Annotated in this window: 23 protein-coding genes; 11 read left to right on the forward strand and 12 right to left on the reverse strand. The window is 41.3% G+C overall.

Annotation, left to right across the window (positions count from 1 at the left end; genetic code table 11):
* Positions 1-522: 522 nt before the first annotated feature.
* The 6 genes from V7O64_RS00270 to V7O64_RS00295 all read right to left on the reverse strand — a co-directional run bounded on the left by V7O64_RS00270 (position 523) and on the right by V7O64_RS00295 (position 5,116).
* A complete protein-coding gene (locus V7O64_RS00270) occupies positions 523-1,884 on the reverse strand; it encodes a hypothetical protein (RefSeq protein ID WP_407356034.1) in 1,362 nt (453 codons plus the stop codon).
* A complete protein-coding gene (locus V7O64_RS00275) occupies positions 1,881-3,425 on the reverse strand; it encodes a UvrD-helicase domain-containing protein (RefSeq protein ID WP_407356035.1) in 1,545 nt (514 codons plus the stop codon). Before V7O64_RS00275 ends, V7O64_RS00270 begins: the two co-directional genes overlap by 4 nt.
* A gap of 158 nt (positions 3,426-3,583) precedes the next feature.
* Positions 3,584-4,252 carry a hypothetical protein gene (locus V7O64_RS00280; RefSeq protein WP_407356036.1) on the reverse strand — a complete coding sequence of 223 codons (669 nt, stop codon included), beginning with the start codon at positions 4,250-4,252 and terminating at the stop codon, positions 3,584-3,586.
* Positions 4,249-4,557: a hypothetical protein gene (locus V7O64_RS00285; RefSeq protein ID WP_407356037.1), complete on the reverse strand. Its 309-nt coding sequence runs from the start codon at positions 4,555-4,557 to the stop codon at positions 4,249-4,251. Before V7O64_RS00285 ends, V7O64_RS00280 begins: the two co-directional genes overlap by 4 nt.
* A 198-nt stretch (positions 4,558-4,755) precedes the next feature.
* On the reverse strand, positions 4,756-4,920 hold the full coding sequence (locus V7O64_RS00290; protein WP_407356038.1) for a hypothetical protein: 165 nt from the start codon (positions 4,918-4,920) through the stop codon (positions 4,756-4,758).
* Positions 4,921-4,936: 16 nt separating this feature from the next.
* Entirely contained in the window at positions 4,937-5,116 is a 180-nt protein-coding gene (locus tag V7O64_RS00295; RefSeq protein ID WP_407356039.1) for a hypothetical protein, read from the reverse strand.
* Positions 5,117-5,178: 62 nt separating this feature from the next.
* Between V7O64_RS00295 and V7O64_RS00300 the strand changes: the two genes are divergently transcribed.
* On the forward strand, positions 5,179-5,841 hold the full coding sequence (locus tag V7O64_RS00300; RefSeq protein WP_407356040.1) for a hypothetical protein: 663 nt from the start codon (positions 5,179-5,181) through the stop codon (positions 5,839-5,841).
* Between the two features lie 14 nt (positions 5,842-5,855).
* Here V7O64_RS00300 and V7O64_RS00305 read toward each other — a convergent pair whose 3' ends face one another.
* Positions 5,856-7,112: a tyrosine-type recombinase/integrase gene (locus V7O64_RS00305; RefSeq protein ID WP_407356041.1), complete on the reverse strand. Its 1,257-nt coding sequence runs from the start codon at positions 7,110-7,112 to the stop codon at positions 5,856-5,858.
* Positions 7,113-7,167: 55 nt separating this feature from the next.
* Between V7O64_RS00305 and V7O64_RS00310 the strand changes: the two genes are divergently transcribed.
* The 3 genes from V7O64_RS00310 (at position 7,168) to V7O64_RS00320 (ending at position 10,449) form a co-directional block, all read left to right on the forward strand.
* Positions 7,168-7,383 (forward strand): Lrp/AsnC ligand binding domain-containing protein, encoded by a 216-nt coding sequence (locus V7O64_RS00310; protein ID WP_407356042.1) that lies wholly within the window; start codon positions 7,168-7,170, stop codon positions 7,381-7,383.
* A gap of 87 nt (positions 7,384-7,470) precedes the next feature.
* Positions 7,471-9,333 carry a DNA topoisomerase VI subunit B gene (locus V7O64_RS00315; RefSeq protein WP_407356043.1) on the forward strand — a complete coding sequence of 621 codons (1,863 nt, stop codon included), beginning with the start codon at positions 7,471-7,473 and terminating at the stop codon, positions 9,331-9,333.
* Positions 9,334-9,339: 6 nt separating this feature from the next.
* On the forward strand, positions 9,340-10,449 hold the full coding sequence (locus V7O64_RS00320; protein ID WP_407356044.1) for a DNA topoisomerase IV subunit A: 1,110 nt from the start codon (positions 9,340-9,342) through the stop codon (positions 10,447-10,449).
* Between the two features lie 36 nt (positions 10,450-10,485).
* Here the strand turns inward: V7O64_RS00320 and V7O64_RS00325 are convergent, their stop codons facing one another.
* Complete coding sequence (locus V7O64_RS00325) at positions 10,486-11,193, reverse strand: tetratricopeptide repeat protein (RefSeq protein WP_407356045.1); 708 nt, start codon at positions 11,191-11,193, stop codon at positions 10,486-10,488.
* A gap of 96 nt (positions 11,194-11,289) precedes the next feature.
* On the opposite strand from V7O64_RS00325, the gene V7O64_RS00330 reads away from it, so the two are divergent.
* Positions 11,290-12,375, forward strand: coding sequence for a mechanosensitive ion channel family protein (locus tag V7O64_RS00330; RefSeq protein ID WP_407356046.1), 1,086 nt, complete (start codon positions 11,290-11,292; stop codon positions 12,373-12,375).
* Positions 12,376-12,473: 98 nt separating this feature from the next.
* Here V7O64_RS00330 and cutA read toward each other — a convergent pair whose 3' ends face one another.
* A complete protein-coding gene (gene cutA, locus V7O64_RS00335; protein WP_407356047.1) occupies positions 12,474-12,782 on the reverse strand; it encodes a divalent-cation tolerance protein CutA in 309 nt (102 codons plus the stop codon).
* Positions 12,783-12,843: 61 nt separating this feature from the next.
* Between cutA and V7O64_RS00340 the strand changes: the two genes are divergently transcribed.
* From V7O64_RS00340 to V7O64_RS00355, 4 genes are all read left to right on the forward strand, one after another.
* Positions 12,844-13,368 (forward strand): DUF6141 family protein, encoded by a 525-nt coding sequence (locus tag V7O64_RS00340; protein ID WP_407356048.1) that lies wholly within the window; start codon positions 12,844-12,846, stop codon positions 13,366-13,368.
* A gap of 564 nt (positions 13,369-13,932) precedes the next feature.
* The gene (locus V7O64_RS00345) at positions 13,933-14,241 is read left to right on the forward strand and encodes a hypothetical protein (RefSeq protein WP_407356049.1); all 309 of its coding nucleotides are present in this window, start codon (positions 13,933-13,935) and stop codon (positions 14,239-14,241) included.
* Between the two features lie 162 nt (positions 14,242-14,403).
* Entirely contained in the window at positions 14,404-15,099 is a 696-nt protein-coding gene (locus V7O64_RS00350) for a queuosine precursor transporter (protein ID WP_407356050.1), read from the forward strand.
* A gap of 87 nt (positions 15,100-15,186) precedes the next feature.
* Positions 15,187-15,594 carry a hypothetical protein gene (locus V7O64_RS00355; RefSeq protein WP_407356051.1) on the forward strand — a complete coding sequence of 136 codons (408 nt, stop codon included), beginning with the start codon at positions 15,187-15,189 and terminating at the stop codon, positions 15,592-15,594.
* Here V7O64_RS00355 and V7O64_RS00360 read toward each other — a convergent pair.
* A complete protein-coding gene (locus V7O64_RS00360; RefSeq protein WP_407356052.1) occupies positions 15,587-16,813 on the reverse strand; it encodes a hypothetical protein in 1,227 nt (408 codons plus the stop codon). The genes V7O64_RS00355 and V7O64_RS00360 overlap by 8 nt on opposite strands.
* A 311-nt stretch (positions 16,814-17,124) precedes the next feature.
* Between V7O64_RS00360 and V7O64_RS00365 the strand changes: the two genes are divergently transcribed.
* On the forward strand, positions 17,125-17,496 hold the full coding sequence (locus V7O64_RS00365; protein ID WP_407356053.1) for a response regulator: 372 nt from the start codon (positions 17,125-17,127) through the stop codon (positions 17,494-17,496).
* 312 nt (positions 17,497-17,808) lie between these two features.
* Positions 17,809-21,336 (forward strand): response regulator, encoded by a 3,528-nt coding sequence (locus tag V7O64_RS00370; RefSeq protein ID WP_407356054.1) that lies wholly within the window; start codon positions 17,809-17,811, stop codon positions 21,334-21,336.
* Here the strand turns inward: V7O64_RS00370 and V7O64_RS00375 are convergent.
* Both V7O64_RS00375 and V7O64_RS00380 read right to left on the reverse strand, forming a co-directional pair.
* On the reverse strand, positions 21,323-21,820 hold the full coding sequence (locus V7O64_RS00375) for a hypothetical protein (protein ID WP_407356055.1): 498 nt from the start codon (positions 21,818-21,820) through the stop codon (positions 21,323-21,325). The genes V7O64_RS00370 and V7O64_RS00375 overlap by 14 nt on opposite strands.
* A 168-nt stretch (positions 21,821-21,988) precedes the next feature.
* Positions 21,989-22,642 carry an NAD(P)H-dependent oxidoreductase gene (locus tag V7O64_RS00380; RefSeq protein ID WP_407356056.1) on the reverse strand — a complete coding sequence of 218 codons (654 nt, stop codon included), beginning with the start codon at positions 22,640-22,642 and terminating at the stop codon, positions 21,989-21,991.
* Positions 22,643-22,668: the final 26 nt, after the last annotated feature.

Raw genomic sequence — 22,668 nt, forward strand, 5'->3', positions numbered from 1 at the left:
ATCTTACACGAATCCAATAATGCTGTGTCAATTGTTTCACTTAATCTACAATAGTTTAAAACATTACTACGTGACCACCCTATACTTTCCCCTATCTGCTGTTGTGTTTTACCTTCGCTTTTCTGGGATTGTTTCAGAGAGAGCAAAGAGAAGGCAACTATCGGAATTAAAACAATATAAAAAAGAAGAAAACACCGTTAAGGCAATGTTGCCTGAACGGGAGAAAGAGAAAAACGGGAAACAAACCCGTGACATTGTCCTGTTAGCGCAACGTTGCGCCAACAGGACAATGAAGAACAAGGAAAAACTACAAACATTGTAGCGGAAAAGATAGGAATGAAAGCAGGAGTTACTTTCGAGGGTAACTCCGTGTATGTGCCCTTACGGTATATCCGCTTACTTTTACTTTCCTTTTGCCAGGTGCATACTGTGATAAGGATTGATTCTTTGAACCGTTGCGAACCTTTGCAGGCTTCCGGGTTGATCTTCTTTTCTTCATTGTTTGGAGCTCCACATAAGATATTATTTTTTGTTAGATATATTAGTTTTTGTTAGTTTATTCCTCAGTCTTTTTATATTCGCTTCCTTGTCTGCGTAATAGCGTGGACTTGGAAGATTTATGCATCTTGGTTCAGGCTTGCAGACATTCAAACACTTTAATGATACTCCGGGGTATCCTGTGTTATTATCTGCTCGTATCTTATCACATGACGCCACTTTTGTACGTCTATACCACGATTCAAAAACGTTACTCGTAGTAGCTCCCCATCTCTTAGCCAATCCATAGAATATTTCTTTTGCCTGATCTTCTGGGATTCCCACCTGTCCTAAGAATGCAGCTATAAAAGCAAGTGCGCGGGTCCTGCCTTCTCCACATTTCTCTAGTGCAAGCACATTCTTAACGCATGGTGGCCAATTCTCCGCACATATTATCTTATTTGAGACATCCGCCTCAATATCAAACGCTGCACCGTTGCCGCCTGATTTACTCAGGTACATTGACTTATCAAGTTCATGTTTTGCCTTTTCAAGATATGGACCCATGAACTTTAAGAACCCGTTATCCGTATCATAAGATTGATACCATCTTTTTCCGGATTCTATCACTTCGCTACTTAATGGCAATTTTGCCTTATCAAAATCTATTTTGATGTTATCCGGGTCAAGCGGGATCACTGCATACGGTTGTTTCAAATGCAAAGAGAATATTGATTTAAAAACCCTCTTGCTATTGTTCAGGCTATCGGGTTTAACCTTCCCTTCATGCTGTGGATATTGCTTAAAGAATTCTTTGCGGATATTCTCTATCACATAACCATAAGCTTTAATCAGTATGTTAAAGTAATGTTCCCACTCATTGCTATTTATAAACTTCCTGAAATATGCCTCTATTGCTCTGTGGTGTAGCATTACATAGATTCCACCACCTGAAAATAGGCAATGTATAGAATTGGGGGCATGTTCCCGGAGCTTATCCGTATAGAATTGTCCCATGTCCTCGACTGCCTGCTTTACTTCTGGGTCGCGTATATCGCACCCATGGCCCTTATCTATATCCACGCCTAACGTATATCCCTGGGTGTATTGCCTGCTTATTAATGGGCTTTCCTCGCTTGTTACATCGGTATAATCCTGTTCGTATATCCTGGCATCAAAATAATTAAGGGTCCAGTATAATGTCCTATACTTGTCTGTAATTGCTTTATAATCCTGCTCTATACTGAGATTATAAGCATACTTACCATTCCGATTATACTTATACCATCCGTGACCGTCACCGTTTCCCCACCTGCAATAAGCATCATCTTGTGATAGGCTTGTGATGATCTTTTTGATTTCAGGTCGGTTATAGTGTTCTCTGGTTATATCAGTTGCAGTGCTCATGCTGCCACCACCGGAAGACCGTAATTATGTCCTTCATCCTTCACTAAATACAGATTTTCTTTTGCTCTGGTTACTCCTACATACCATACCCTAGCCTCTGCCTGTGATTCTTCTCCGGGTATTATAATGTTCTTCCTGATTCTCGGCGTAATTGCAGTATGCATATAAACCGTATCAGCTTCCAGTCCTTTTGCTCCATGAATTGTTAATAGTTGACATTCTTTTAAACTGTCCTCTGTTATGTATTTCGGATGTGTTTTTAATGCATTGTTGATCTTCGATAGTTTCAAATTCCCACAATTTGATATATACGATGCTGGCTTATCAGATTTCAGGATATTATAAAAATCTGGTTTGATTAATGGATTGAATTCTATAAGCGTTGGCTTGTAGTCGGTTTCCAGATATTTTATTAAATCTTGCTTTCTTCCTGAATATTGAAAATACTTTGCCGCGTAGTTGTCGAGCAGTGTTTTAACGTCAGTTGATATTAACGGTGCACTGGTCCTTATCTTGATTATAGCGTTGTACAAGCTCATTTCAGATTCAGACCATCCACAAACACCACCAAACACCTTTCCAGCTTCGGCAAGTCGCATAGCTATTGCATTTGCCTGATAGTTGCATCTGACAAGGTGTAACTTACTGCCTTGATGTTCTGGCCACATGTCATGAGTAATATGTCTTAGTGCCTTTGTGCCTTCTTTGGTTGTTACTTCTGGCGGGTATTGTCTTTCATATTTCAGTATCTGCTTTGCAAGATTCCATACGTCCGCTTGTAACCTGTGTGAATTGTGCAGGACTACTTCTTTCCCATTCCATTCATTGAAATAATCAGGACTTCCACCCCAAAAACCGTATAGGCTTTGTAAAGGATCTCCTGCAATTACAACGGTTTCGCAGTCATTTGACCATAACTTAAATAGCTCATACTGCTGGCCTGTCAGGTCTTGGAATTCATCAACCATAAGAACAGGTGTATCCAATGTGATTTTTTTTTGTATGCAGTGCTCTATCATATCGGAAAAATCGATAATTCCCTTTTCTTCCTTGAACCCGTTGTAATCTTCGATAAATTGAGGGATTCTTTGCGCTGGTAGTGATACGTTATTGATTCCCGGATACCTGTAATATTTATCTGCCGGTGTTCTTGTGTTCCTCATCCATTGGTACAGGTTGAGAATATGCCCATCATAAACGATCTCATCATCATCAATATTGTTTTTTGCTTGTGATTTCATATAAGCCATATATTTATATTTCTCTGCAAATTCTATTATATGCTTGTTGTTGATTAGATCAGGATATCCTAGCAATCTAAAACCAATTGAATGTAATGTGCCTACATGATTTTTTACTTCTTCATAGTCTGCCCATTGCTGCACTTTTGATATTAAATCTGCTGCTGCAGATTTCCTGAAGGTTGTACAGGTTATATCTTCGGGGCCATATCCCTGATTAAGCAACGATGAATACTTTGCCATCATAGTATAGGTCTTTCCTGTGCCAGGTGGACCAAAGATTTTAATTCTCTCGGTCATAATCTCACCTCTTGGCTTATGTGGTGTGTGTTGGTGCATGTACTATTTGCCTGTGGTAAGCCACCAAAAACGCTATCTATATACATAGTGGTGTAGGTGGTGTAGCAAATTTGCATGATTTTAAAAAATAATTCTCTATATATAGACATGTGCACCACCTACACCACCAGTCCACCAATCTCATTTTCTGGGGTTGTCGTGGGGTCGACACTGTCCGATATTTCACTCTCATAAAACCACCAGAAATAAGGCCTTCCATGTGCACCACATCTAATCTGGTGTGTGCCTGGTTTCTTGTATCCCATATCAGACATTACCTTGCTCAGTACGTTTGGAGCAACGTGGTAGTTTCTTGATTGGATTAACTCCTCAACAGTTGGTCCGGCAATGCATAGATATTCACCTTTTCGTAATAATCGGTTTGTTGCTATCGCTTCTTCTGGGTCATCCTCTGCGCCACGCATGTACAGTTTGCGAATTTCTACTATAATTTGCTTCGCTATGTACACGTGCTCTGTGTCCTCATCTGATGTGACGACCTCTGCCACCTCGCTCATATGATTGATAAAGTTAAACCAATCGGTTTTCTTGAATCCAGGCGCAGGTCTGTTAAACTCTGTTATGTAAGTGTTTTGGAAAGTTTCTTGTGAACGGATTTTTTTTGAATCAATCCGAACTACTCCACCGTGGATATGTATTTCCCATGTCACCGGGTCGCTTGGAACAATTCCCCTAACTATTTTTACATGGTCAATTGATTCGCAGAACTTGTTAACTGTGTTCTTGTAAACAGTGTCTGGGTCTTCGGCAAATAATGGCGAGGTCATTCTATCACCTCCCTTTCAACGATTGCCGCAATATCCATCGCATTGATTCTATAATGTTTTCTTATCTTCTCGCCATCAATTATGTGGTATGGGTGGTTATCACTGAATGTCATTACAATGTCTTTGATATCATCTTCGATTGTGCATGATCTCAGAACAACATCCTCGACAGTGTGGCCGGATACCAGCATAATATCAAAACTGTACTCATCATTGAATATGCATGGAATCTGCAAACCTTCCGGGTTTTCGTTTGCTTCCTTTGTGCATATTGCGCATGTTTTCAAAATTGGTACATACGTCATCAGAGCACCGCCTGCAACTTGAAAATATTCCTGTATGGTGCACATTTGCAATACTCATGCAGTGCGACAATCTCCTTGCACTCGGTTAAGTGGCTTTTGTGCGTAACAATACGAACTTTTATAAATGATGGGACCCTATTATAACATGGAGTTACATCTCGTTCCTGCTCCCTGTTGGTCCGGGGGGCTGTTCTTATTTTAAACGTCATCATCACCGCCTGCCAGCTCAATAACCGTATTCACAAGTGCCCGCTCTATTGGCGATCCGTGTTCTAAAAAATAGTCTATGCTGTCCCTGCGCTCTTGTGTGAACTGATGCGCCCACATGGAAAGCTCTTTATCTCTTTGCGGTTTAATTTGCAATGCTGGGCCTCCTTCCTTATGCCTGGCTGGCTCCGGTGGTGCTTTGGTCGGCTATTACCGGAGTCATAACGATCTTATTGTTTTCAACATCTATTCCCATGATAGTACCCTTTTGGATTCCTAACATACTGCATAGTTGTGCAGGGATTGCAACCAAGTTACTTTGATGTATCTTTTGGACTTTTCTTTGAAGCATGTTTTACCTCAGTACCTACATTTACCGTTATGTTTAAAAGGATTGCTTGCATTTATGCAAGTATGTCGCAAAAAGTAAAGAGTATCAAATTTGGTACCGTGCCTGAACAGATATTAAATATTCTAGCAAGAAATCACCCGGAGCCAGTACAGTTCCACAAAATCGTAAGCAAAATAGGGGATAAATCAGAATCAACCGTTTTTAGACATTTAGATTCCCTTTTCTCCGACAAGGTTATAATCAAAAATCCTGAAGGCCGGGCCGGGTATGTTTTAAACCCACAACATGCAGATGATTTGAAGCGTTACGTTTTGTCAATTCACAATGATGAAAGGGTAGAAAACATATTTTCAGACAATCTAAAAACTGCCTCCGATGATTATGATTTTAAGTATTCAGTTGATTTAGTGATAGATAATAAAGTCGAAATAAACAGGGATGATTTTCTAAAATATTCGGATGTAGAAAAGTACATAGATACCTTTTTCGATGAAGAACAGACACCCAGGGAAGAGGTTGAGCCCCTTATATATGCGACAACCGAACCTATAAAATGGGCCATTTTCCAGTTAGCAAACGAAATTAAGACCCAGATTATTGATAGCATTTATGATTCATACGGACCGGAGCTAATAACATCTGAAACAATAGAAAAAGAAATAAAAGAGAAAACAAGGAGACCCTTCAAGATTGTAATTACCGTCAATGATCCATGTTTAAAATGAAACAGGTAAAGCTATTACTTTACCTTTCCCAGTGCCTCTAGCAGTATTGCAGGATTCTCTTTTAACTTCTCGAGTATTGTATTTAGGTCCTCTTGCCGTTTCTTTTGTGCTTCAAGCTCCCTCTTCATATCTGCAAGCTCGGACCGCTCCAGAGCATGTGTTACCACTTCACCTCTTAACTTTTCGTTTTCTTGCACCTTCTCCAGATACTCTTTTGCTTTTGAGACATCTAATTCTTTCTGGATCGTTAAATATGGTACAAATTTTAGATACATTTCCCGCAATTTTTCAGAGTCCGCTCTGTAATACGCACCTTTCACACCATCCAACGCATGACCCATTAAATACTCAACTCTTTCACTGTCGAAACCCGCATTCTTCAAGGTTGTATTGAAGAATTTACGCATATTGTGGGACCTTACAAGATTCCAGATGCCTTTATCTGTGCTTATGCCTGCATTGGCTGATAGGGTCCTATAGGCCTTTAGTAATCCGTCTGTGTCAAGCTTCCTTAATTCCTCATCGTATGAATCAAGGTAATCATTGGGCACTTGTTTTTTTATGAATAGATATCCCGCATTGCCATAAGTGCGCTGCTTATCCCTCTGTGCATGCTCCCGCTTGTCACATGTCATAGGGTCACGGTTTCGATATTCTATATATTGATTTATTGTTCTGGTTGTTTCAGGACTTAAGAATGTAACAAAATCCTGTCCCGACTTTCCACGCCTGATAAACAAGGTACAAATTTCTGTTACATCATCATATCCTTTTAAGAATTGGTCAAGTTTTAAATTTGTGATCTCATCAGCTGACAATCCACTACTGCAACCTGTCAGGATAATTGCTTTATTCCGCAGGTCACACACTTGTAAAGCCTGCCTGATATCTTCCTTGGTTGGAATGTCAAGATGTTCCTCTTTAGGCTTTGCTCTCTCCCACTTGGGCAGCCTGGGCAGTTCATGGTCAAACGTCTTGTAAAAGGATCGTGGACCTGACATGTCGTTTAACTTTGTGTTTATTGCCAATCCCTGACTATCAAGCCAATTCCTATAAGATATTAGCCTTTTCTTTATCCTTCGCTCTCTGGGCAGGATACCGGCCTTAATATCTTCGTCTGCTTCCTGTAATAGTTCATCCGGGTTTAATCCTGTGAACCTGCAATATTTAACCATACCAGTTAGATAATTTCGCTTAGTGTTTGGTCTTGGGTTTACTGTCTCCATCCATTCCCGGATAGTTTTAAATTCTTGCATGTCTTGTATGTTCATCTAACCACCTATAAAATTAAAGGAGATGATATGTATTACCATTGTCGGTGTTACTATGGTAAACGTGCTGCCAGGCAGCGAAAGGATAGCTTTCAATGAACTCAACAAGATCGAGGGGACAAAGGACATATATCATGTTTTCGGAGAATATGATTTCGTTGTGATCATAGAGGTCGATGATCTGGGAAGCCTCAATAGTATCGTGGATCTGATACGTGAGACCGAATCTGTCACTGCAACTCAGACAATTGTAGGTGCAGAGTTGAAGTGATCCCGGAAAAAACATTTTTATATATTCTGGGTTATTATTTTCTGGTCACGCAGATAATTAACAATAACGGACAAGGAAGATAATCTTATGGATAATCCGATTGCAGAAGAGCTTGCCAAGAACCAGAAATCAATAAGTGTTGCGGAATTCTTTGAAAAGAACAGGCAGATACTGGGATTTGACTCCGCTCCAAGAAGCCTTATCACAACCGTCAAGGAAGCAGTGGACAATTCCCTTGATGCCTGTGAGGAATCAGAGATACTCCCTGACATATTCCTGCAGATAGACAGGTCCGGGAAGGACAATGTGGTCGTGATCGTGGAAGACAACGGACCGGGAATAGTCAAAGACCAGATCCCTAAGGTCTTTGCAAAGCTCCTTTACGGATCCCGTTTCCATGCGCTCAAACAAAGCCGCGGACAGCAGGGTATAGGCATATCCGCATCTGTACTCTATTCCCAGCTGACATCGGGCCACCATACTAAGATCATATCCAAGATCGGTCATGGGAAGCCTGCTCATTATTACGAACTGATGATCAATACCAGTACAAACGAGCCTGAAATACTGAAAGATGATGTCGTTGACTGGGACAGGCCTCATGGTACACGCATTGAAATGGAGATGGAGGCCTCCTATGTAAAGGGCAGGAGACAATCTATCTACGAATATCTTAAGGCAACAGCGATAGTAAATCCTCACGCAAGGATTACCCTGATAGAGCCTGATGGCAATGAAGTGGTCTTTGAAAGAGCAACGGACAAACTTCCTGTTCCTGCAAAAGAGATATTGCCGCACCCGCACGGAATAGAGCTTGGTACTCTCATGAAAATGCTAAGATACACAGAAAGGCAGAAATTATCTCCTTTTTTGCGTTATTCCTTTTCCAAAATAGGGCATCTTGCAGCTGAAGAAATATGCAAGGCCGCAGGTCTTGATCCTGAACTGGATCCTCATGGGATGACCCGTGACCAGTCAAAGAAACTTCTTGATGCTTTCTCTAAAGTAAAGATAATGTCACCTCCGACGGATTGCCTTTCCCCAATAGGTGAAGGTCTCATTTACAAAGGACTTGAAAAGGAGGTAAGTGTTGATTTCATAGCTACGACCACAAGGAGTCCGTCGGTTTTTTCGGGGAACCCTTTTATCGTAGAAGTGGGGATTGCATATGGAGGCGAGTTGCAAAAGGATGATCGTGTGGAGATCATGCGTTTTGCTAACAGGGTTCCGTTGCTGTATCAGCAGGGAGGTTGTGTTATCACCCATGCCATCGAATCAGTTAAATGGAAGCAGTATGGTTTAAACCAGCCAGGAGGGGGATTGCCCAGCGGGCCTGTTGTCATTCTTGTGCACGTAGCTTCTACAAATGTACCTTTTACTTCCGAGTCCAAGGATGCAGTTGCTGATATACCTGAAATAAAGGATGAAGTTGAGCTGGCTATAAAGGAAGTTGCCAGGAAACTGAACAGGTATCTTAACAAACGTGACAGCCTGAAGAAGAGGCGTGAAAAAGAAATAATCATCACAAAGGTTCTTCCCAGGATGGCAAAGAAACTAGCCGAAACACTGGATCGTGAAGTCCCCGACATAAACCCGGTAGTTGCAAAGATCATGGGTAACCTCCTTGTAAGCAGGGCGGTCGAATCCAATGGTAACGGCGGGGTAAATATATCCATAAGTGTCAAGAACTTCTCAGCTAAAAAGCAGGACCTTAAGGTTCATGACATGGTCCCCTTTGAGATAGGTGGTGCGGTGCCGGAACCCCGGATCATAGACATGGGCAATGATTTCGATTACATATGGAACCTTAGTGTATCCCCGGGCGCTTCAAAGGTCGTTCGCTATTCAGTTGCCTCCCTGGATGATACGGAAGTAGCAAAGCTGCCTGTTCTTATAGTAGAAGGCCTTGAAGAGGAGCTTGTTACCGGTGCAAAAGCTATAAAGGGGTGATGATGAATGGCAGAACAGATTTCCGGTCAGAGAAAGGAACATGATCAGATTGCAAGCAACCGCTTGCTCGGACTTGCAGGTGAGATGTACGACCAGTTTATCGATGAGATAGTGCCAAATGTTTCTCTTCCAAGTCGTACAAAAGCCAATATAGAATATTCTGAAGATAGTGATGTCTGGGTATATGGTGACAGGGAAACGGAGAGGAGTGCCAAGACTGTCAAAGGTGCTTTCCAGTTATTGAAAACATCTCATGTTATCGATTTTCTCATAAAGAACCACCTGGGGCAGAACAGGGGCTCAACATTAAGGGAGTTGTATTATATCTCGGAGAACTGGGACATAGCCAAATTCCGGGAACAGCCCGAGAGTGACAGGCTGATAGAGGATCTGGAGATCATCTCAGGTCTTCAAAGGGAATATTTCCATATGCGTCCGGAAGAAGACGGTGCGACCATGTTCGGCCCGGTACGTCTGCGTGAAGAAACAAAACGAGGTGATCGTGTGATCCACTGCCAGGAAGATATCGGTGAGAGCGGTTACCAGATACCTTTCAACGTGGAGAACATCGAGTTTTTGGAATCGGATGCGAAATTTATAATTGCTATTGAAACTGGTGGTATGTATGCCAGGCTTATTGAGAATGGCTTTGATGAAAAAAATGATGCTATACTTGTACACCTTAAAGGGCAGCCTGCACGTTCCACCCGTCGCATCATCAAAAGAATGAACGAAGAGCTTAACCTGCCTGTGGTGGTGTTCACTGATGGTGATCCATGGTCATATCGCATATTTGCCTCGGTGGCTTACGGGGCAATAAAAAGTGCTCACCTTTCAGAGTACATGGCAACTCCCGGTGCTCAGTTTGTTGGCGTGCAACCATCTGATATAGTAGAGTATGAACTATCCACCGACAAGTTGACGGATAAGGATGTAGCTGCCCTGAGGAGCGAACTTACAGATCCCAGGTTTGAAAGTGATTACTGGAAGGAACAGATAAGCCTTCAGCTTGACATAAACAAAAAGGCTGAACAGCAAGCCTTTGCAGGCAAGGGCCTGGACTTTGTTACGGATAAATACCTGCCTGAGCGCCTGACCGAACTGGGAATACTCTGATACAGGGTTTCAAGGCCCTTTTTTTCCCTGCCGGCCTTAGATTCTCATCTTATCAGGCCTGAAATTCCTGCATATTGCAGTGGGTGCAACAGCCATCGCTTTTGTGTCCCGGTGATGACAGACATTCCTTTTTTGGAACTGGCACGATCTGCAACAGTACACCTTTTGGCTGAGATTGTCCTGTATCAGTTTTTCTTTTATGATATCTTCCCCAAAGCCCTTGCGGTATTTTATATCCCTGAGACTGCATTTCATTGAATGTGTCAGGAGGGTGCTCACAGCAGGCGGTTCCCAGCGGTCATATATCTGGTTCACGGCAAGGTCCTTTGCGGGCACATATGCTGTTATCCTTGTCTTTGTATCTGCTTTACCTTCGATGATAGCATTCAGGTTTTCAATATGCCCTTTGATCTTATTATTATCAGGTTGTATTTTCAATGCCTTGCTCATGAAGTTCAGTGCGGCCTCATATCTTCCCATTTCCTTGAGTGCCAGACCTTTGTTATATAATGCGGCTAATGATCCTGACATGTTATACTGGCCCAGTATCCTGTCATAGCATTCAACAGCTTCCCTGAATTTTCCTTCTCTGTGAAGAAGCATTCCTTTGTTATTCAAAGCGGTGGGGTTACAGGGGTCAAGCTCAAGTGCAAGGTCAAAATAATGCATCTTCCTGAAAGGGTCTTTTTCCAAGAGTCCTTTTTCAGTCCATTGTACCGACACTCTGGAATTGTTTTTTCTCATCAGGCCGGTTTATTCATGGCACTGTATATTATCCTTCTCTTCCGTATTCAATGCAACTTAAAAAAGTTTATATATTAATTATTCGAACCAGACAACATGTTTTTGAATGACACTATTCCACGCTACATAAACCAGTTTGTAGGTTCCCAGTCGCTATTCTTCGGATCAGATGTACTGGCCGCTTCCATTGTATTGGTTGCTTCGGTCATACTTGCATTTATCACTAATCTTGCATTTGGCAGGATATTCCTTCATTATGCTGCAAGGACGAAGTATGATTGTGATGATCTCATTGTGAAAGCACTTAAAAAACCAATATTCTATACCGTTGTTTTTGTTGGTGCTTTTATTGCTGCAGAGCTCGTATTGCCAGACAACTTTGCAATACGGCTGATAGCAGGTTTACTTCTTACGGCTCTTGGGATCTTGTGGATACTGACATTTCTTAGTATCAACAAGATACTTTTCAGGCATGTCTTCTCCCAGCTTGTCAAAAAAACGGATACAAGAATGGATGATGAGCTGCTCCCGCTCTTCAAGAACATAATTGACGTCCTGATAGTCTTCTTTGGTATCCTTGCAATACTGAAAGGCGTATGGGATGCTGATATTTTGCCCCTCTTCGCCTCAGCGGGAATATTGGGTATTGCTGTTGCTTTTGCAGCCCAGGATACCATATCCCAGTTCTTTGGTGGGATCTCCATTTACTTTGACCAGCCGTTTAAGCCCGGGGACCGAATAGAGATAGATGGTGGTGAGATAGGGATAGTTCAGGAGATTGGAATCCGCAGTACAAGGATATTAAACCTTTATAACAACATGATCGTAATCCCCAATAGCATAATTGCCAACAGCAGGGTAACCAATTACACTTCTCCTGAGGAAAAGATGATGGTGAAAGTGACCATTGGTGTTGCTTACGGTTCTGATGTCCGGAAGGTCAAACACGTTCTTACCGAAATTGCAAAAAGTGTAGATTCAGTACTTGATGATCCGGTGCCGTACGTCAGGTTTGACAATCACGGAGATTTCAGTCTTGACTTTGCCATAATAATGTGGGTAAAGACTCCCGGAGAAAAATTCTCGGTAATCAATGAAGTAAATACAAAGATCAACGCCGAGTTTGAAAAAGAAGCTATCGAGATTCCCTTCCCTGTCAGGACCATCATCCGGCAGAATTAGGGACTTTGAAAGTTTCCTTTACCAACCTTGCAGGCACCATTCCTGCAAGGTTTTTCATTTTTTGCTCTTTATTGGTTTTTTTAGTTTTATTCTCCTTTTCAGGCTTCTGTTGAATCTGCTATCCACTTGAGGTACTTTTCTTCACCTTCTATCTTCCACGAGATGATTGCAGGAAGTTGGTAGCTGTGCAGGTTCCTGATATGTTCTGTGACCTGGCCTACTTTATTGCTTGTTGTCTTTACGCAAATCGCCACTTCTTTGTCGTGCTGGACTTTCCCTTCCCACATGTACACTGAGTCTATCGGGTGCATATTGATGCAGGCAGCAAGTTTATGTTCGATAAGAAAACTGGCTATTCTTTTTGCTTCTTCTTCATTTTCTGTTGTGGTATAGACTATGGAGAACATTTCCTCTCACATCCTCTTTCATTAAAAATGATTATATAATTTCAGTAACCTTATTTTATCAATGGTTTATGATAATTCTGATGATGCTATAATTTATCGTGAGGTCCAGCGGTTCACTCAGGTATGGATCTGGGTATTGGTTCTTTTGCCTGCTGTGATGGCATGGTATGGTGCCGTCGAACAACTTGTTTACGGGCGTCCCTATGGCAATAATCCGGCATCTGATCAGGGAATGCTTGCAATATGGGTGGTATTTGGTATCCTTTTTCCTCTTTTTATGTTCTCTTTGCGTCTTATCTTAGAGGTAAGGAATGAGGGTATCTATGTGAAATTCTTCCCGTTGCATCTTTCATTTAAACACTATTCCTTTGAAAGCCTTCTTGAATACAATGTCATTACCTATCGTCCTCTTCGGGATTATGGTGGCTGGGGTATAAGGTACGGTTGCGGAGGAAAGGCCTATAATGTAAGTGGAAATCGTGGTGTGATGCTTGGATTCAGGAATGGGGGACGTCTTCTGCTGGGGTCCCGGGAACCTGATATCTTAAAAATGGCAATCGATCAGGGTCGAAACCGAAAATTGTAATGATCTGTAAAATTGATCTGTAAATTGATCTTTAAATTGCTTATTTTCCCGGATGTCGGGATATTTGCCTGATTTTTTTGTTTAGTCTGTTTTGCCCGTATCCTCTGCTTATTCCTATGGTCTTGCAACTTTCATACATGTCATACGTCTCATACGCGCTTTTCATACCGTTCATATGTATTTCATACGTAATTAATGCTTCACTCATGCCTTTCATACATTGTACTGCTCTATTCATACATTTCTTACATTCTACCGTTTGTTTCTTACTTAACCCTTGCATGAGTTAACCTTGTTAATATTGTTCATACAACCCTTCTTGTCTTTCATACTTCTGCATTTTCGGTTGTATCTTTTGGCAAAGTTCCCTGTTTTGTCATGATCATCAGGCATATGCTACTGTTTGTCCTTCTGCATGTGCACTATCTGTAGGTTCACATTGGTAGGTTCACATTGTTTGATATTTCAAATTTGAAATATACAACAAAACGTATGTTTTTTCAGGTATATACTGAGATAGCCGACACGCATTTGATTTTTATGGGATGTGATCAGTTTATACATATGGACAGTGAGCTTACAGAACTTAAAGGCAGTGACCTTGAACATTATGCACCGGCAATTTCAAAAAAAGAGATCATTGATATTTTTCTTGCCTACGATATCCGTTTAATCCGGTACTTTGGTTCTGACCTGTTCTATGTTGAAATGATTGATGGCGAACCGCTTGTACCTGTCCATCCCGGGAGTAGTTACCCGCCTGGTATAGAAAGGATTTTTGATCTGATGGCCAGGGAAAGGATCAATATGTTAAGTTACGGAAATGAAAAGATGATGAAGTCCTGTTTTCCGGTGGACAGCACCACTCTTTAAGCAGTCCTGCCGATTCAGAGCTGATGTGGAATGCCGTCTGAAGCATTATTTCAGGGAACTCTTATATACAATAACCTCCTTTCATAGGACCCGGTTCTTCCTGTCAGTAATCGCCGAACCGGTAGTTAACAGGCAGGTGGAATATCATAGTAGGGCTATAAAATGACATTTCCTGTAGTCTGGGTGTACTGGGTCTTCAGTCTTACGATTGTCACCTATGTTTCAGCATTCATTGTGAACAGATATCGCGAGTATGGTTTCGCCACACTTGTAGCCTTCTATACTATCTACCTTGCAGCCTCCCAGATAGTTGCTACACGGCTAATTGAATTTGATCTTGGTTTCTATACTTTCTTTGCTCCGGCTGCTGTGTTCCTGTATCCTTTTCTTTCACAGGCAATTGATATGATAAATGAGGTATACGGTAAGAAAAAAGCTCATATAGCCATTATCATTGCATTCGTAACACAGGTATTGCTGGTGACTTTTATCGTCATGACCAATAGTCTTGCCCCTGCTCCTTTTTTTGAATATGAGGATGCATGGCAGTCTATATTTGCCCAGAGTATACGGATAATCGTTGCATCGTGGCTTTCTTTCCTTGTATTCCAGAATATGGATGCATACGTTTTCGCCTGGATGAAGGCGAAATATCCAAAACAGGTCTTCCTCAGGAGCGCTTCAAGTGACATATTAAGCCTTACTCTTGACAGCCTGGTATTTGTAGTACTTGCATTTTATGGAGTAGCTCCGCTTGCCCCTCTGATCATTGGCCAGATAGTTGCCAAGAATCTGATCGGTCTTCTTGATACTCCCTGGTTCGTATGGTATAAACGATACCTTGAGAACTCATCCTGATAAGATGGATACTTTTCTTGAATTGTGCCTTTTGTCAGAAATAGTTTTTTATATCTTTGGATTCTATTAAAATACTGTGAAGTGGGCATGAATCTATTATATGATCTGCGGGACTGGTTCTATGAATGCGACAGGCTCCTGTTCCTGGCTGAAGTGCATTATCATAAGGAAGATGTTGTTCCTTATGAACACAGGTTTTCCCATGAGCTGACAAGTAACTATCTGGAATGCATTATCAGTGAATTCAGGGAGATCTCAAAAAAAAGTGAGTATTGTGCCGGTTTTGATGCATGTATGTGTCAGGAAGAACTTTCATTCCTCAAGAGGATACTGGACCATATATCATCTAATGAATGGGACAAAATGGATATAGATGACGTTCTGAAAGCACAGGATATTGTTCACGTATTTGCCGATGCTGTAAATGCCGACATCCGGGAGAATTGTGAACTTCGTGGATATCCTCACATTTACAATGCATGTAAGATCAAATGATCCTGCCTTTGTGCTGCTCTCTGATCATTGATGAAGAAGTTCCGTCGTCATCATATATTTTCGGTGAAATGATATCGCATATTCCCGGGATATCCATTTCAATGTCTGTTTCTGCACCTTTACGCCTGAATACCATGAATCGCACATCGTACTTCTCAAAATGTTCCAAAAGGCTTTGCCTGTCTTCCCCTTTACGATAATACTTTTCATTGAACAACCTGTGCAGGGTATCGGTCCCTATGATAAAGACAGAACCCGGGAAAAGCATTGCCTTATCTGCGAATAATGGCGAATTCGTAAGGTATATATTTCCCATGAACTCCTCATCTCTGTACTTTAAGATCGAATCTATCCTCTCCTTAAGGGATATGTAATCTATAGGTGGCTTATCAACATTGGCCAGTGATATCTCAAAGTCCACGGCCCCCCTGTATTTTCCGGCGGCAATCCTTGCCATTTCAATGTGGTTCTTATGGCATGGATTAAATGATCCTGAAAGGATTATCCCTGGTCTGCTTATTTTTTCCGGAATGTTCCTGTTCGTCACAATGTCAACCTTTAATGGCTGGATGTTTCTCTTTGAATTTATATCCTCCAGGGTTCTGGACAACAACCATGCAACAGAAGGATCTGCTTTTGCCTCATTCTCTACAAGGTCTTTGAAAATTCTTTCTTCCATGACATGCAGTTCTCTTTTTTTATCAGGATAGCATATGGATGATAATTTATCAATAATGAACTGTGAAGCCACCTTTTCCTGTTTCTCTCTGCTACCCTCCCCGATCAAAAAAAGACTTGACAGAGTTGTTTTATCATGTGACTGGGATGCGAAGTGGATCTCATGACTTCTGCCTTCTCTCTCTTTTCCATTCTTTGCCAGCTTGCAGGTCACACCTATGCCAATAAGTATATCCTGCCTGATATCTCCTGTTTTGGAGCTCAGGTATAATGCACGCCTGTAAGCTGCCATTGCCATTTCTTTAGCTGTAACCCCTGATGCATATCTAAGTGGCTCCTTTCCAATAAGGTCTTGAAGAGATTCCTTGCTGTAGGGAACCATTACTTCAAGAACAGTATTTGAGCCCCTGCCATGACGTAATAATTCTCCGATAGATCCTGTTCCCCCACCGGTTATCGCTAATACGGCCATATATGGTGATTCGTGTATCTCCCTTATTGTATCAGTTAAGCCCGATCCTTTCTCTAATTGCTCAGTCAAGTTCATTCTCTCTGTGTAAAGTTCTCATTTGATATATTAGGGATTCCTGATTTCAAATTTATGCTTATATAGAGTGCTTTTCCAGGCATTTTCAGGACATTTTTTCAATACTGAATGTCTGCTATTGTCCATATTATATCCAGTATGCGATATGCTTTTATATAGTAAATAACTACATAATATTATCATTCATTTATTATATTTATTATAAAGCTTAGTAACTTGAAGGCATGTCACTGTTCTTCAAACAGATGTCCGGTTGCCTGTTCAATGTTATATGTAAGCGGGATTCAAATAACCTGAGGGAAAAAATGTTTCATATACTTGTAATTGAAGACAATCCTGTAAACATGGAACTTACCGTAGACCTGCTCGAATCATACGGATATAAGGTCACTCCTGCAGAAGATGGCTTTGTAGCCCTTGAAAAAATAAAAGACATCCGGTTCGATCTTATACTGCTGGACATACAATTACCTAAAATGGATGGGCTGGAAGTGCTTTCACATTTAAAGGGCAACGATAGTACCAAAGAGGTTCCTGTGATAGCTTTAACCGCCCACTCGATGCGCGGAGACGATGAAAGGTTCATAGCAGCCGGATGTATCGATTACATCTCCAAACCTATAGATATACATGCCTTTAAGGAAAAAGTACAATATCATCTGGAAGCTTCGAACTGACCTTCCTGACCTTTTGGAACTGATTTTGGTGCAGGCTATGAAACCGGGATCCAGAACTTTGCTTGATTTTCTTTATCCTCTTTTTCCCATTTTTTATCAGTTCTCAACATCATTTACAGGCTCAATCCCTCTTACTTCAGACATACATGATAGGGCCGCATGTAATTATCAATTTCATCGACAGGTCAGGACGTGGCATTGCAAACGATTCTTTTCAAGCGGTGTTTAACCATGAATAACTTCAAAGGTCCGTTAGCGGCATTTTCGTTACGCACAATGCTTTTGGTGCTTTTATTCATCTTTCTGTTGTGCATGACAGCTCAATGCCAAACAGACGACATCATCCGGATTGGTGTTCAGACACATGGCTCAGATCATGAAACACTGGCTCGCTGGTCACCAGTTTCCGTGCATTTGTCAAATGAAATACCTGAATACACTTTTGAGATTGTTCTGGTACCCTCTTTTTCCATTGAGGAAAGGATCATGAACGGAAAACTGGATTTTGTCATTGTTGACCCGGCTAATTATGTAGTACTCGGGAAGTCCCATGCAGCAAGCAGCATAGCAACTATGGAATCAATTGCTTATATTCCTCCGGAATACACACAAGCATCTGCTTTGAATAGTGCCGGATCTGTCATATTCACAAAAAATGACAGGGATGATATTGAATATATGCAAGATATCGTTGGCATCTCTTTCATAGTATCGGACTCTCCTTTGTTTGAGAACTGGTGGGTAACAAAAAGGGAGTTCATAGATCACAGGATAGTTCCTGATAACGATTTTAAGCTACTTGAATTTAAAACAGACCCCGAGGATGTTGTTCATGCTGTACAGCATGGTGATTTTGATGCGGGGGCCGTTCCCTCAGGGATCCTTGAAAAAATGCATATTGAAGGAGACATCGATCTAAATGAATTCAAAGTTCTCCATCCACAAAGATATGATGATTATCCTCTGCTCATAAGTACCCGGCTATATCCGGGATGGGTATTTGCAAAGACCGGCCAGGTATCAAATGAAATGTCAGAAAAGGTCTCTGTGTCGCTTCTCAGCATGTCTGTTGACATATCAGAGAGTAGCAGTATGGGGGATCTTGCGGGGTGGACAGTTCCCCAGGATTATGGTGTCGTTGAAGAGTGTATGATGGATATAAAAGTGGGTCCTTTTGAAGAACAGCCGGATATTCTTGAATCAATGGCACAACTAAAATATTTCTTTGCAGGCATTTTTTTATTACTGGTACTTGCAGGTGTAAATGTATTCTACGTTCACAATCTGAATGTGAAGCTTGAGCAGGAGGTAATCTCAAAAACAGAAACTGAAAATGTCCTTAAAAGAAAGAACTCGATAGAAAGAACTATGGCAAAGGTCTCATCAATGTTCACATACCCGGGCAATATAGATGAAGCTATCAACATGGCCCTTGCAGAGATAGGGACCCTCTGTAACGCAAACCGTTGTTACCTTTTCCTTTTCAGTAAAGATGGGAGTTTGATGAGCAACACGCATGAATGGTGCTCTGAGGGTGTAGAAGCTCAAATGGACGAGTTGCAGGACCTGCCTTCTGATATGCTCCCATGGTGGGTACAAAGATTACAGAACGATGAGATGATCAATATCACTGATGTTTCGAACCTTCCTCCTGAAGCTTCCACTGAAAAAGAATTACTTGAAATGCAGGATATAAGATCTGTTCTTGTATTGCCGGTGTTCATAGAAGGCCATGTGATAGGGTTTATGGGTCTTGATGAAGTTGATGATACCAAGGAATGGGAGCCTGATGATTTTGAAACACTTCAGATGTTCTCAACCCTTATGGCCATGGTCCTGAAAAGAAAAAAAATGGAAGAATCTTTAAAGGAAAGTGAGCAGCATCTGAAGCGTGTCCTTGAAGGTAGCAATGAAGGTACATGGGATGTGAACCTACAGGAAGATATCCTGGTATTCAACAACAGGTATGCTGAGATAATCGGATATGATGCAAAGGAGATCGGGACCAGCTTCAAGTGGATAGGGGAACGGATCCATCCTGATGATGTTCACGATGCAATAAATGAAATACGGAAAGTAACAAATATGTTTTCCCAATCCCTGGAATGTGAATACCGTGTAATGGGCAAGGATGGAAAGTACCGATGGGTATACAATAAAGGAAAAGTCGTGGAATATTCAGAAGATGGAAAACCCCTTCACATTGCAGGTATACTTGTGGACATATCGGCGAGAAAAGAAGCTGAAGCAGCTCTCATTGCTGCGAAGAAAACCGCGGAGGATGCAAGCAAAACGAAGAGTGACTTCCTTGCTAACATGAGCCATGAACTGAGGACACCGCTGAATTCAGTGATCGGTTTTTCAGATATCCTGCTTGAAGGGACATTCGGCTCCCTTAATGACAAACAGAAAAGATATGTAGGTAATATATCTCACAGTGGGAAACATTTACTGAATCTGATCAATGATATTCTTGACCTCTCCAAGATAGAGGCAGGAAAGATGGTTCTCAGCATAGAAAAAATAGACATAGGTGATTCCCTTAATGAGGTAGAATCCATTATATCTCCTCTTGCCTTAAAGAAAGACATCAGGCTTTTGATCGATCAGGTTCCTGAAAACATCATAATTGAAGCAGATAAGGGGAAGTTCAAACAGATAATCTATAACCTTCTGAGCAATGCGATTAAGTTTACTGATGATTGCGGTAATGTTAGCATCGTTGTAAGAGAACAGGGCGACTATGTACGAATGGAAGTAACAGACACGGGAATCGGAATTTCTGAAGAGGATCAGAAAAAGCTCTTCAGGGCATTCTCCCAGATAGATTCGTCTAGTTGCAGAAGGTATGAAGGTACAGGTCTTGGTCTTGTTCTTGTAAAAAGCTTTGTGGAACAGCACAATGGAAGGATATGGGTTGAAAGTGAGTATGGTAAAGGTTCCTCTTTTATCATTGAGATGCCCTTTAAATTCGATCCTGCAATGGGGGAGGCTTATCAGGATGGTGGCACTTTCTCAGCAAGGTATGCAGAAAAAGACGCAATCTCTGCTGTTGCCAATAATTCGAAAAAAGGGCCACAGTACAATAATGACCTCCCACTCATATTGGTCGTAGAGGATGATAAGTATTCACAGGAAGTCCTTACTGTAATATTAAATGATGCAGGTTACAATGTAAGGTTCACTTCCAACGGGAAAGAAGCACTTGAACTTGCAAAAGAACTGCAACCATTCGCCATGACCCTTGATATCATGATGCCTGATATGGATGGATGGGATATACTCAGGAATCTCAAACAGGAACACAGAACAGAAAACATACCTGTGGTGATAGTATCTATTCTCGATGAAAAAGATCTTGGCGTTATATGGGGTGCATTTGATTATTTTGTTAAACCAATAGACAAGGAGGCACTTCTTTCTTCACTGGAGAGGTTGAAGAAATCAAGGTCCTTTGAGCATGCCAATGTACTTGTTATAGATGATGAACCCGATGTCCTTGAACTGATGGGATCAATGCTTTTAATCGAGGGCTATAACATAATGGCCGCATCCGGAGGTAGGGAAGGGATCGAAAAAGCGTTAGCATTTTCACCGGATATTATCATACTTGATCTCATGATGCCAAAAATAGATGGTTTTGATGTCATCAAGGAATTGAAAAAACATCCTGAAACCATTGATATACCTATAATAGTCTGTACCGCAAAGGACCTTGGAGATGGTGAGAAGAAAGAACTTTACAGGGATGTTTCTTTTGTCATCCAAAAAGGCAGTTTCAGTAAACAGGACCTTGTAGATCGCATCAGGGAAGTGGAAAAGAATATCATGCAGGTATGATATTGTCTGTCTGAAGTTCAAATTGACCCTGCACGCCGTTAACATTCACTCTATATACTCCCTTTTCAAATCCATATACGTCCAGGGGAATTGTGCTTTCAAAGGGAACGATAGCTTCAGTGCAAATAGCATCTGCAGGCCTGATGGTCGTTATGTGTACTGTGAAAGATTTTGTTTCCCTGTCATATTTTACATTCTTTTCATGGATCTCTGTGCATCCGTCAGGAAGGTAACCTATTGCTTTCACATGTATCTGGACCGGGAACGATTCAAGTATGAGTATATCAATATTTTCGACCGCCGCATCTGAGTATACATACTCACCATTTGTTTTTTCATTATTCGTATCGGTTTTGTCATCATCGGTACCGTTATCCGGTATATATGGCGTTTCCGTACAACCCAGTGAGAATGTTGCGATGGTAACTATGACAATAGCAAACAATACTAAGATACCTAACAATGTGTTATTTCCGGCTTTCATAGACTTCCCTCATAACCCCATATTTAAAAAGTCCTTAATTGGATAAATGCCTTGCTAAAACTACGGACTGGTTCGAAGTTAAGTAACTGAGCTAATAAAGGACAGTAAATATGAGAAGCAGGATAAATCCACAATCAGTTAGTGCCTGTTTGGTATTCAGTTTCTCTTTCAGGTTTGAGGGAATATCCTGTTCAGTTTTTCCCGGTACCTGTCCAATTCTTCATTGCCTCGCTGCTCAGACATCTTCCCTGCACCGAATGTAAGGTGTGTGTCCATCACTTCCAGCCCCACATACTCGAATGTGCAGTGAGTGATGTATCTTAAAAGCTCTCTTATATCCCCATGTTTCCCGCCTTTGGAATACCATTCCTCTTCAGCGCCTGTTGTTATTACCATCATGGCTTTCCTGCCTTTTAGCAGTCCCTCTTCATAGACGTTCTGTTTAACAGGGTTAAAAGCAAAGCCTGCTGCAAAGGTCCTGTCTATCCATCCTTTCATGATAGCAGGCATTCCACTGAAGTATATTGGGAAATGGAATATGAGAAAATCGGCCCACTTCACTTTCTCCATTTCATTCATTATGTCTTCAGAAAAAGTGCCTTCTTTGCTTGCGTTCATCTGCTCAAGGAAAGCGTTGAAAGAGTCATTTTTCTTGCGTTGTAAAAAATCATCCTGGTCAAGTACGGGTTTAAAGTCCATTACATGAAGATCGGAAAGTTTGACCTCGTTTCCTTTTTCTTTAAGGTGCCTGATTGCCATCTCTTTCATGGATGAATTAAAGGACTTTGGCTCCGGATGTGCAAAAATATACAATATGTTCATATTACCCCCATATGATTTTTATTTTG

Source organism: Methanolobus sp. WCC5 (genome assembly GCF_045690325.1).
GTDB lineage: Archaea > Halobacteriota > Methanosarcinia > Methanosarcinales > Methanosarcinaceae > Methanolobus.

Coding starts and splice junctions, on each gene's coding strand:
- V7O64_RS00310 (WP_407356042.1), top strand. CDS start 7,168: ATGGTAAACGTGCTGCCAGGCAGCGAAAGGATAGCTTTCAATGAACTC.
- V7O64_RS00285 (WP_407356037.1), bottom strand. CDS start 4,557: ATGACGTATGTACCAATTTTGAAAACATGCGCAATATGCACAAAGGAA.
- V7O64_RS00315 (WP_407356043.1), top strand. CDS start 7,471: ATGGATAATCCGATTGCAGAAGAGCTTGCCAAGAACCAGAAATCAATA.
- V7O64_RS00365 (WP_407356053.1), top strand. CDS start 17,125: ATGTTTCATATACTTGTAATTGAAGACAATCCTGTAAACATGGAACTT.
- V7O64_RS00280 (WP_407356036.1), bottom strand. CDS start 4,252: ATGACCTCGCCATTATTTGCCGAAGACCCAGACACTGTTTACAAGAAC.
- V7O64_RS00350 (WP_407356050.1), top strand. CDS start 14,404: ATGACATTTCCTGTAGTCTGGGTGTACTGGGTCTTCAGTCTTACGATT.
- V7O64_RS00370 (WP_407356054.1), top strand. CDS start 17,809: ATGACAGCTCAATGCCAAACAGACGACATCATCCGGATTGGTGTTCAG.
- V7O64_RS00300 (WP_407356040.1), top strand. CDS start 5,179: ATGTCGCAAAAAGTAAAGAGTATCAAATTTGGTACCGTGCCTGAACAG.
- V7O64_RS00305 (WP_407356041.1), bottom strand. CDS start 7,112: ATGAACATACAAGACATGCAAGAATTTAAAACTATCCGGGAATGGATG.
- V7O64_RS00325 (WP_407356045.1), bottom strand. CDS start 11,193: ATGAGAAAAAACAATTCCAGAGTGTCGGTACAATGGACTGAAAAAGGA.
- cutA (WP_407356047.1), bottom strand. CDS start 12,782: ATGTTCTCCATAGTCTATACCACAACAGAAAATGAAGAAGAAGCAAAA.
- V7O64_RS00270 (WP_407356034.1), bottom strand. CDS start 1,884: ATGAGCACTGCAACTGATATAACCAGAGAACACTATAACCGACCTGAA.
- V7O64_RS00330 (WP_407356046.1), top strand. CDS start 11,290: ATGTTTTTGAATGACACTATTCCACGCTACATAAACCAGTTTGTAGGT.
- V7O64_RS00380 (WP_407356056.1), bottom strand. CDS start 22,642: ATGAACATATTGTATATTTTTGCACATCCGGAGCCAAAGTCCTTTAAT.
- V7O64_RS00340 (WP_407356048.1), top strand. CDS start 12,844: ATGGTTTATGATAATTCTGATGATGCTATAATTTATCGTGAGGTCCAG.
- V7O64_RS00295 (WP_407356039.1), bottom strand. CDS start 5,116: ATGCTTCAAAGAAAAGTCCAAAAGATACATCAAAGTAACTTGGTTGCA.
- V7O64_RS00355 (WP_407356051.1), top strand. CDS start 15,187: ATGAATCTATTATATGATCTGCGGGACTGGTTCTATGAATGCGACAGG.
- V7O64_RS00275 (WP_407356035.1), bottom strand. CDS start 3,425: ATGACCGAGAGAATTAAAATCTTTGGTCCACCTGGCACAGGAAAGACC.
- V7O64_RS00375 (WP_407356055.1), bottom strand. CDS start 21,820: ATGAAAGCCGGAAATAACACATTGTTAGGTATCTTAGTATTGTTTGCT.
- V7O64_RS00320 (WP_407356044.1), top strand. CDS start 9,340: ATGGCAGAACAGATTTCCGGTCAGAGAAAGGAACATGATCAGATTGCA.
- V7O64_RS00345 (WP_407356049.1), top strand. CDS start 13,933: ATGGACAGTGAGCTTACAGAACTTAAAGGCAGTGACCTTGAACATTAT.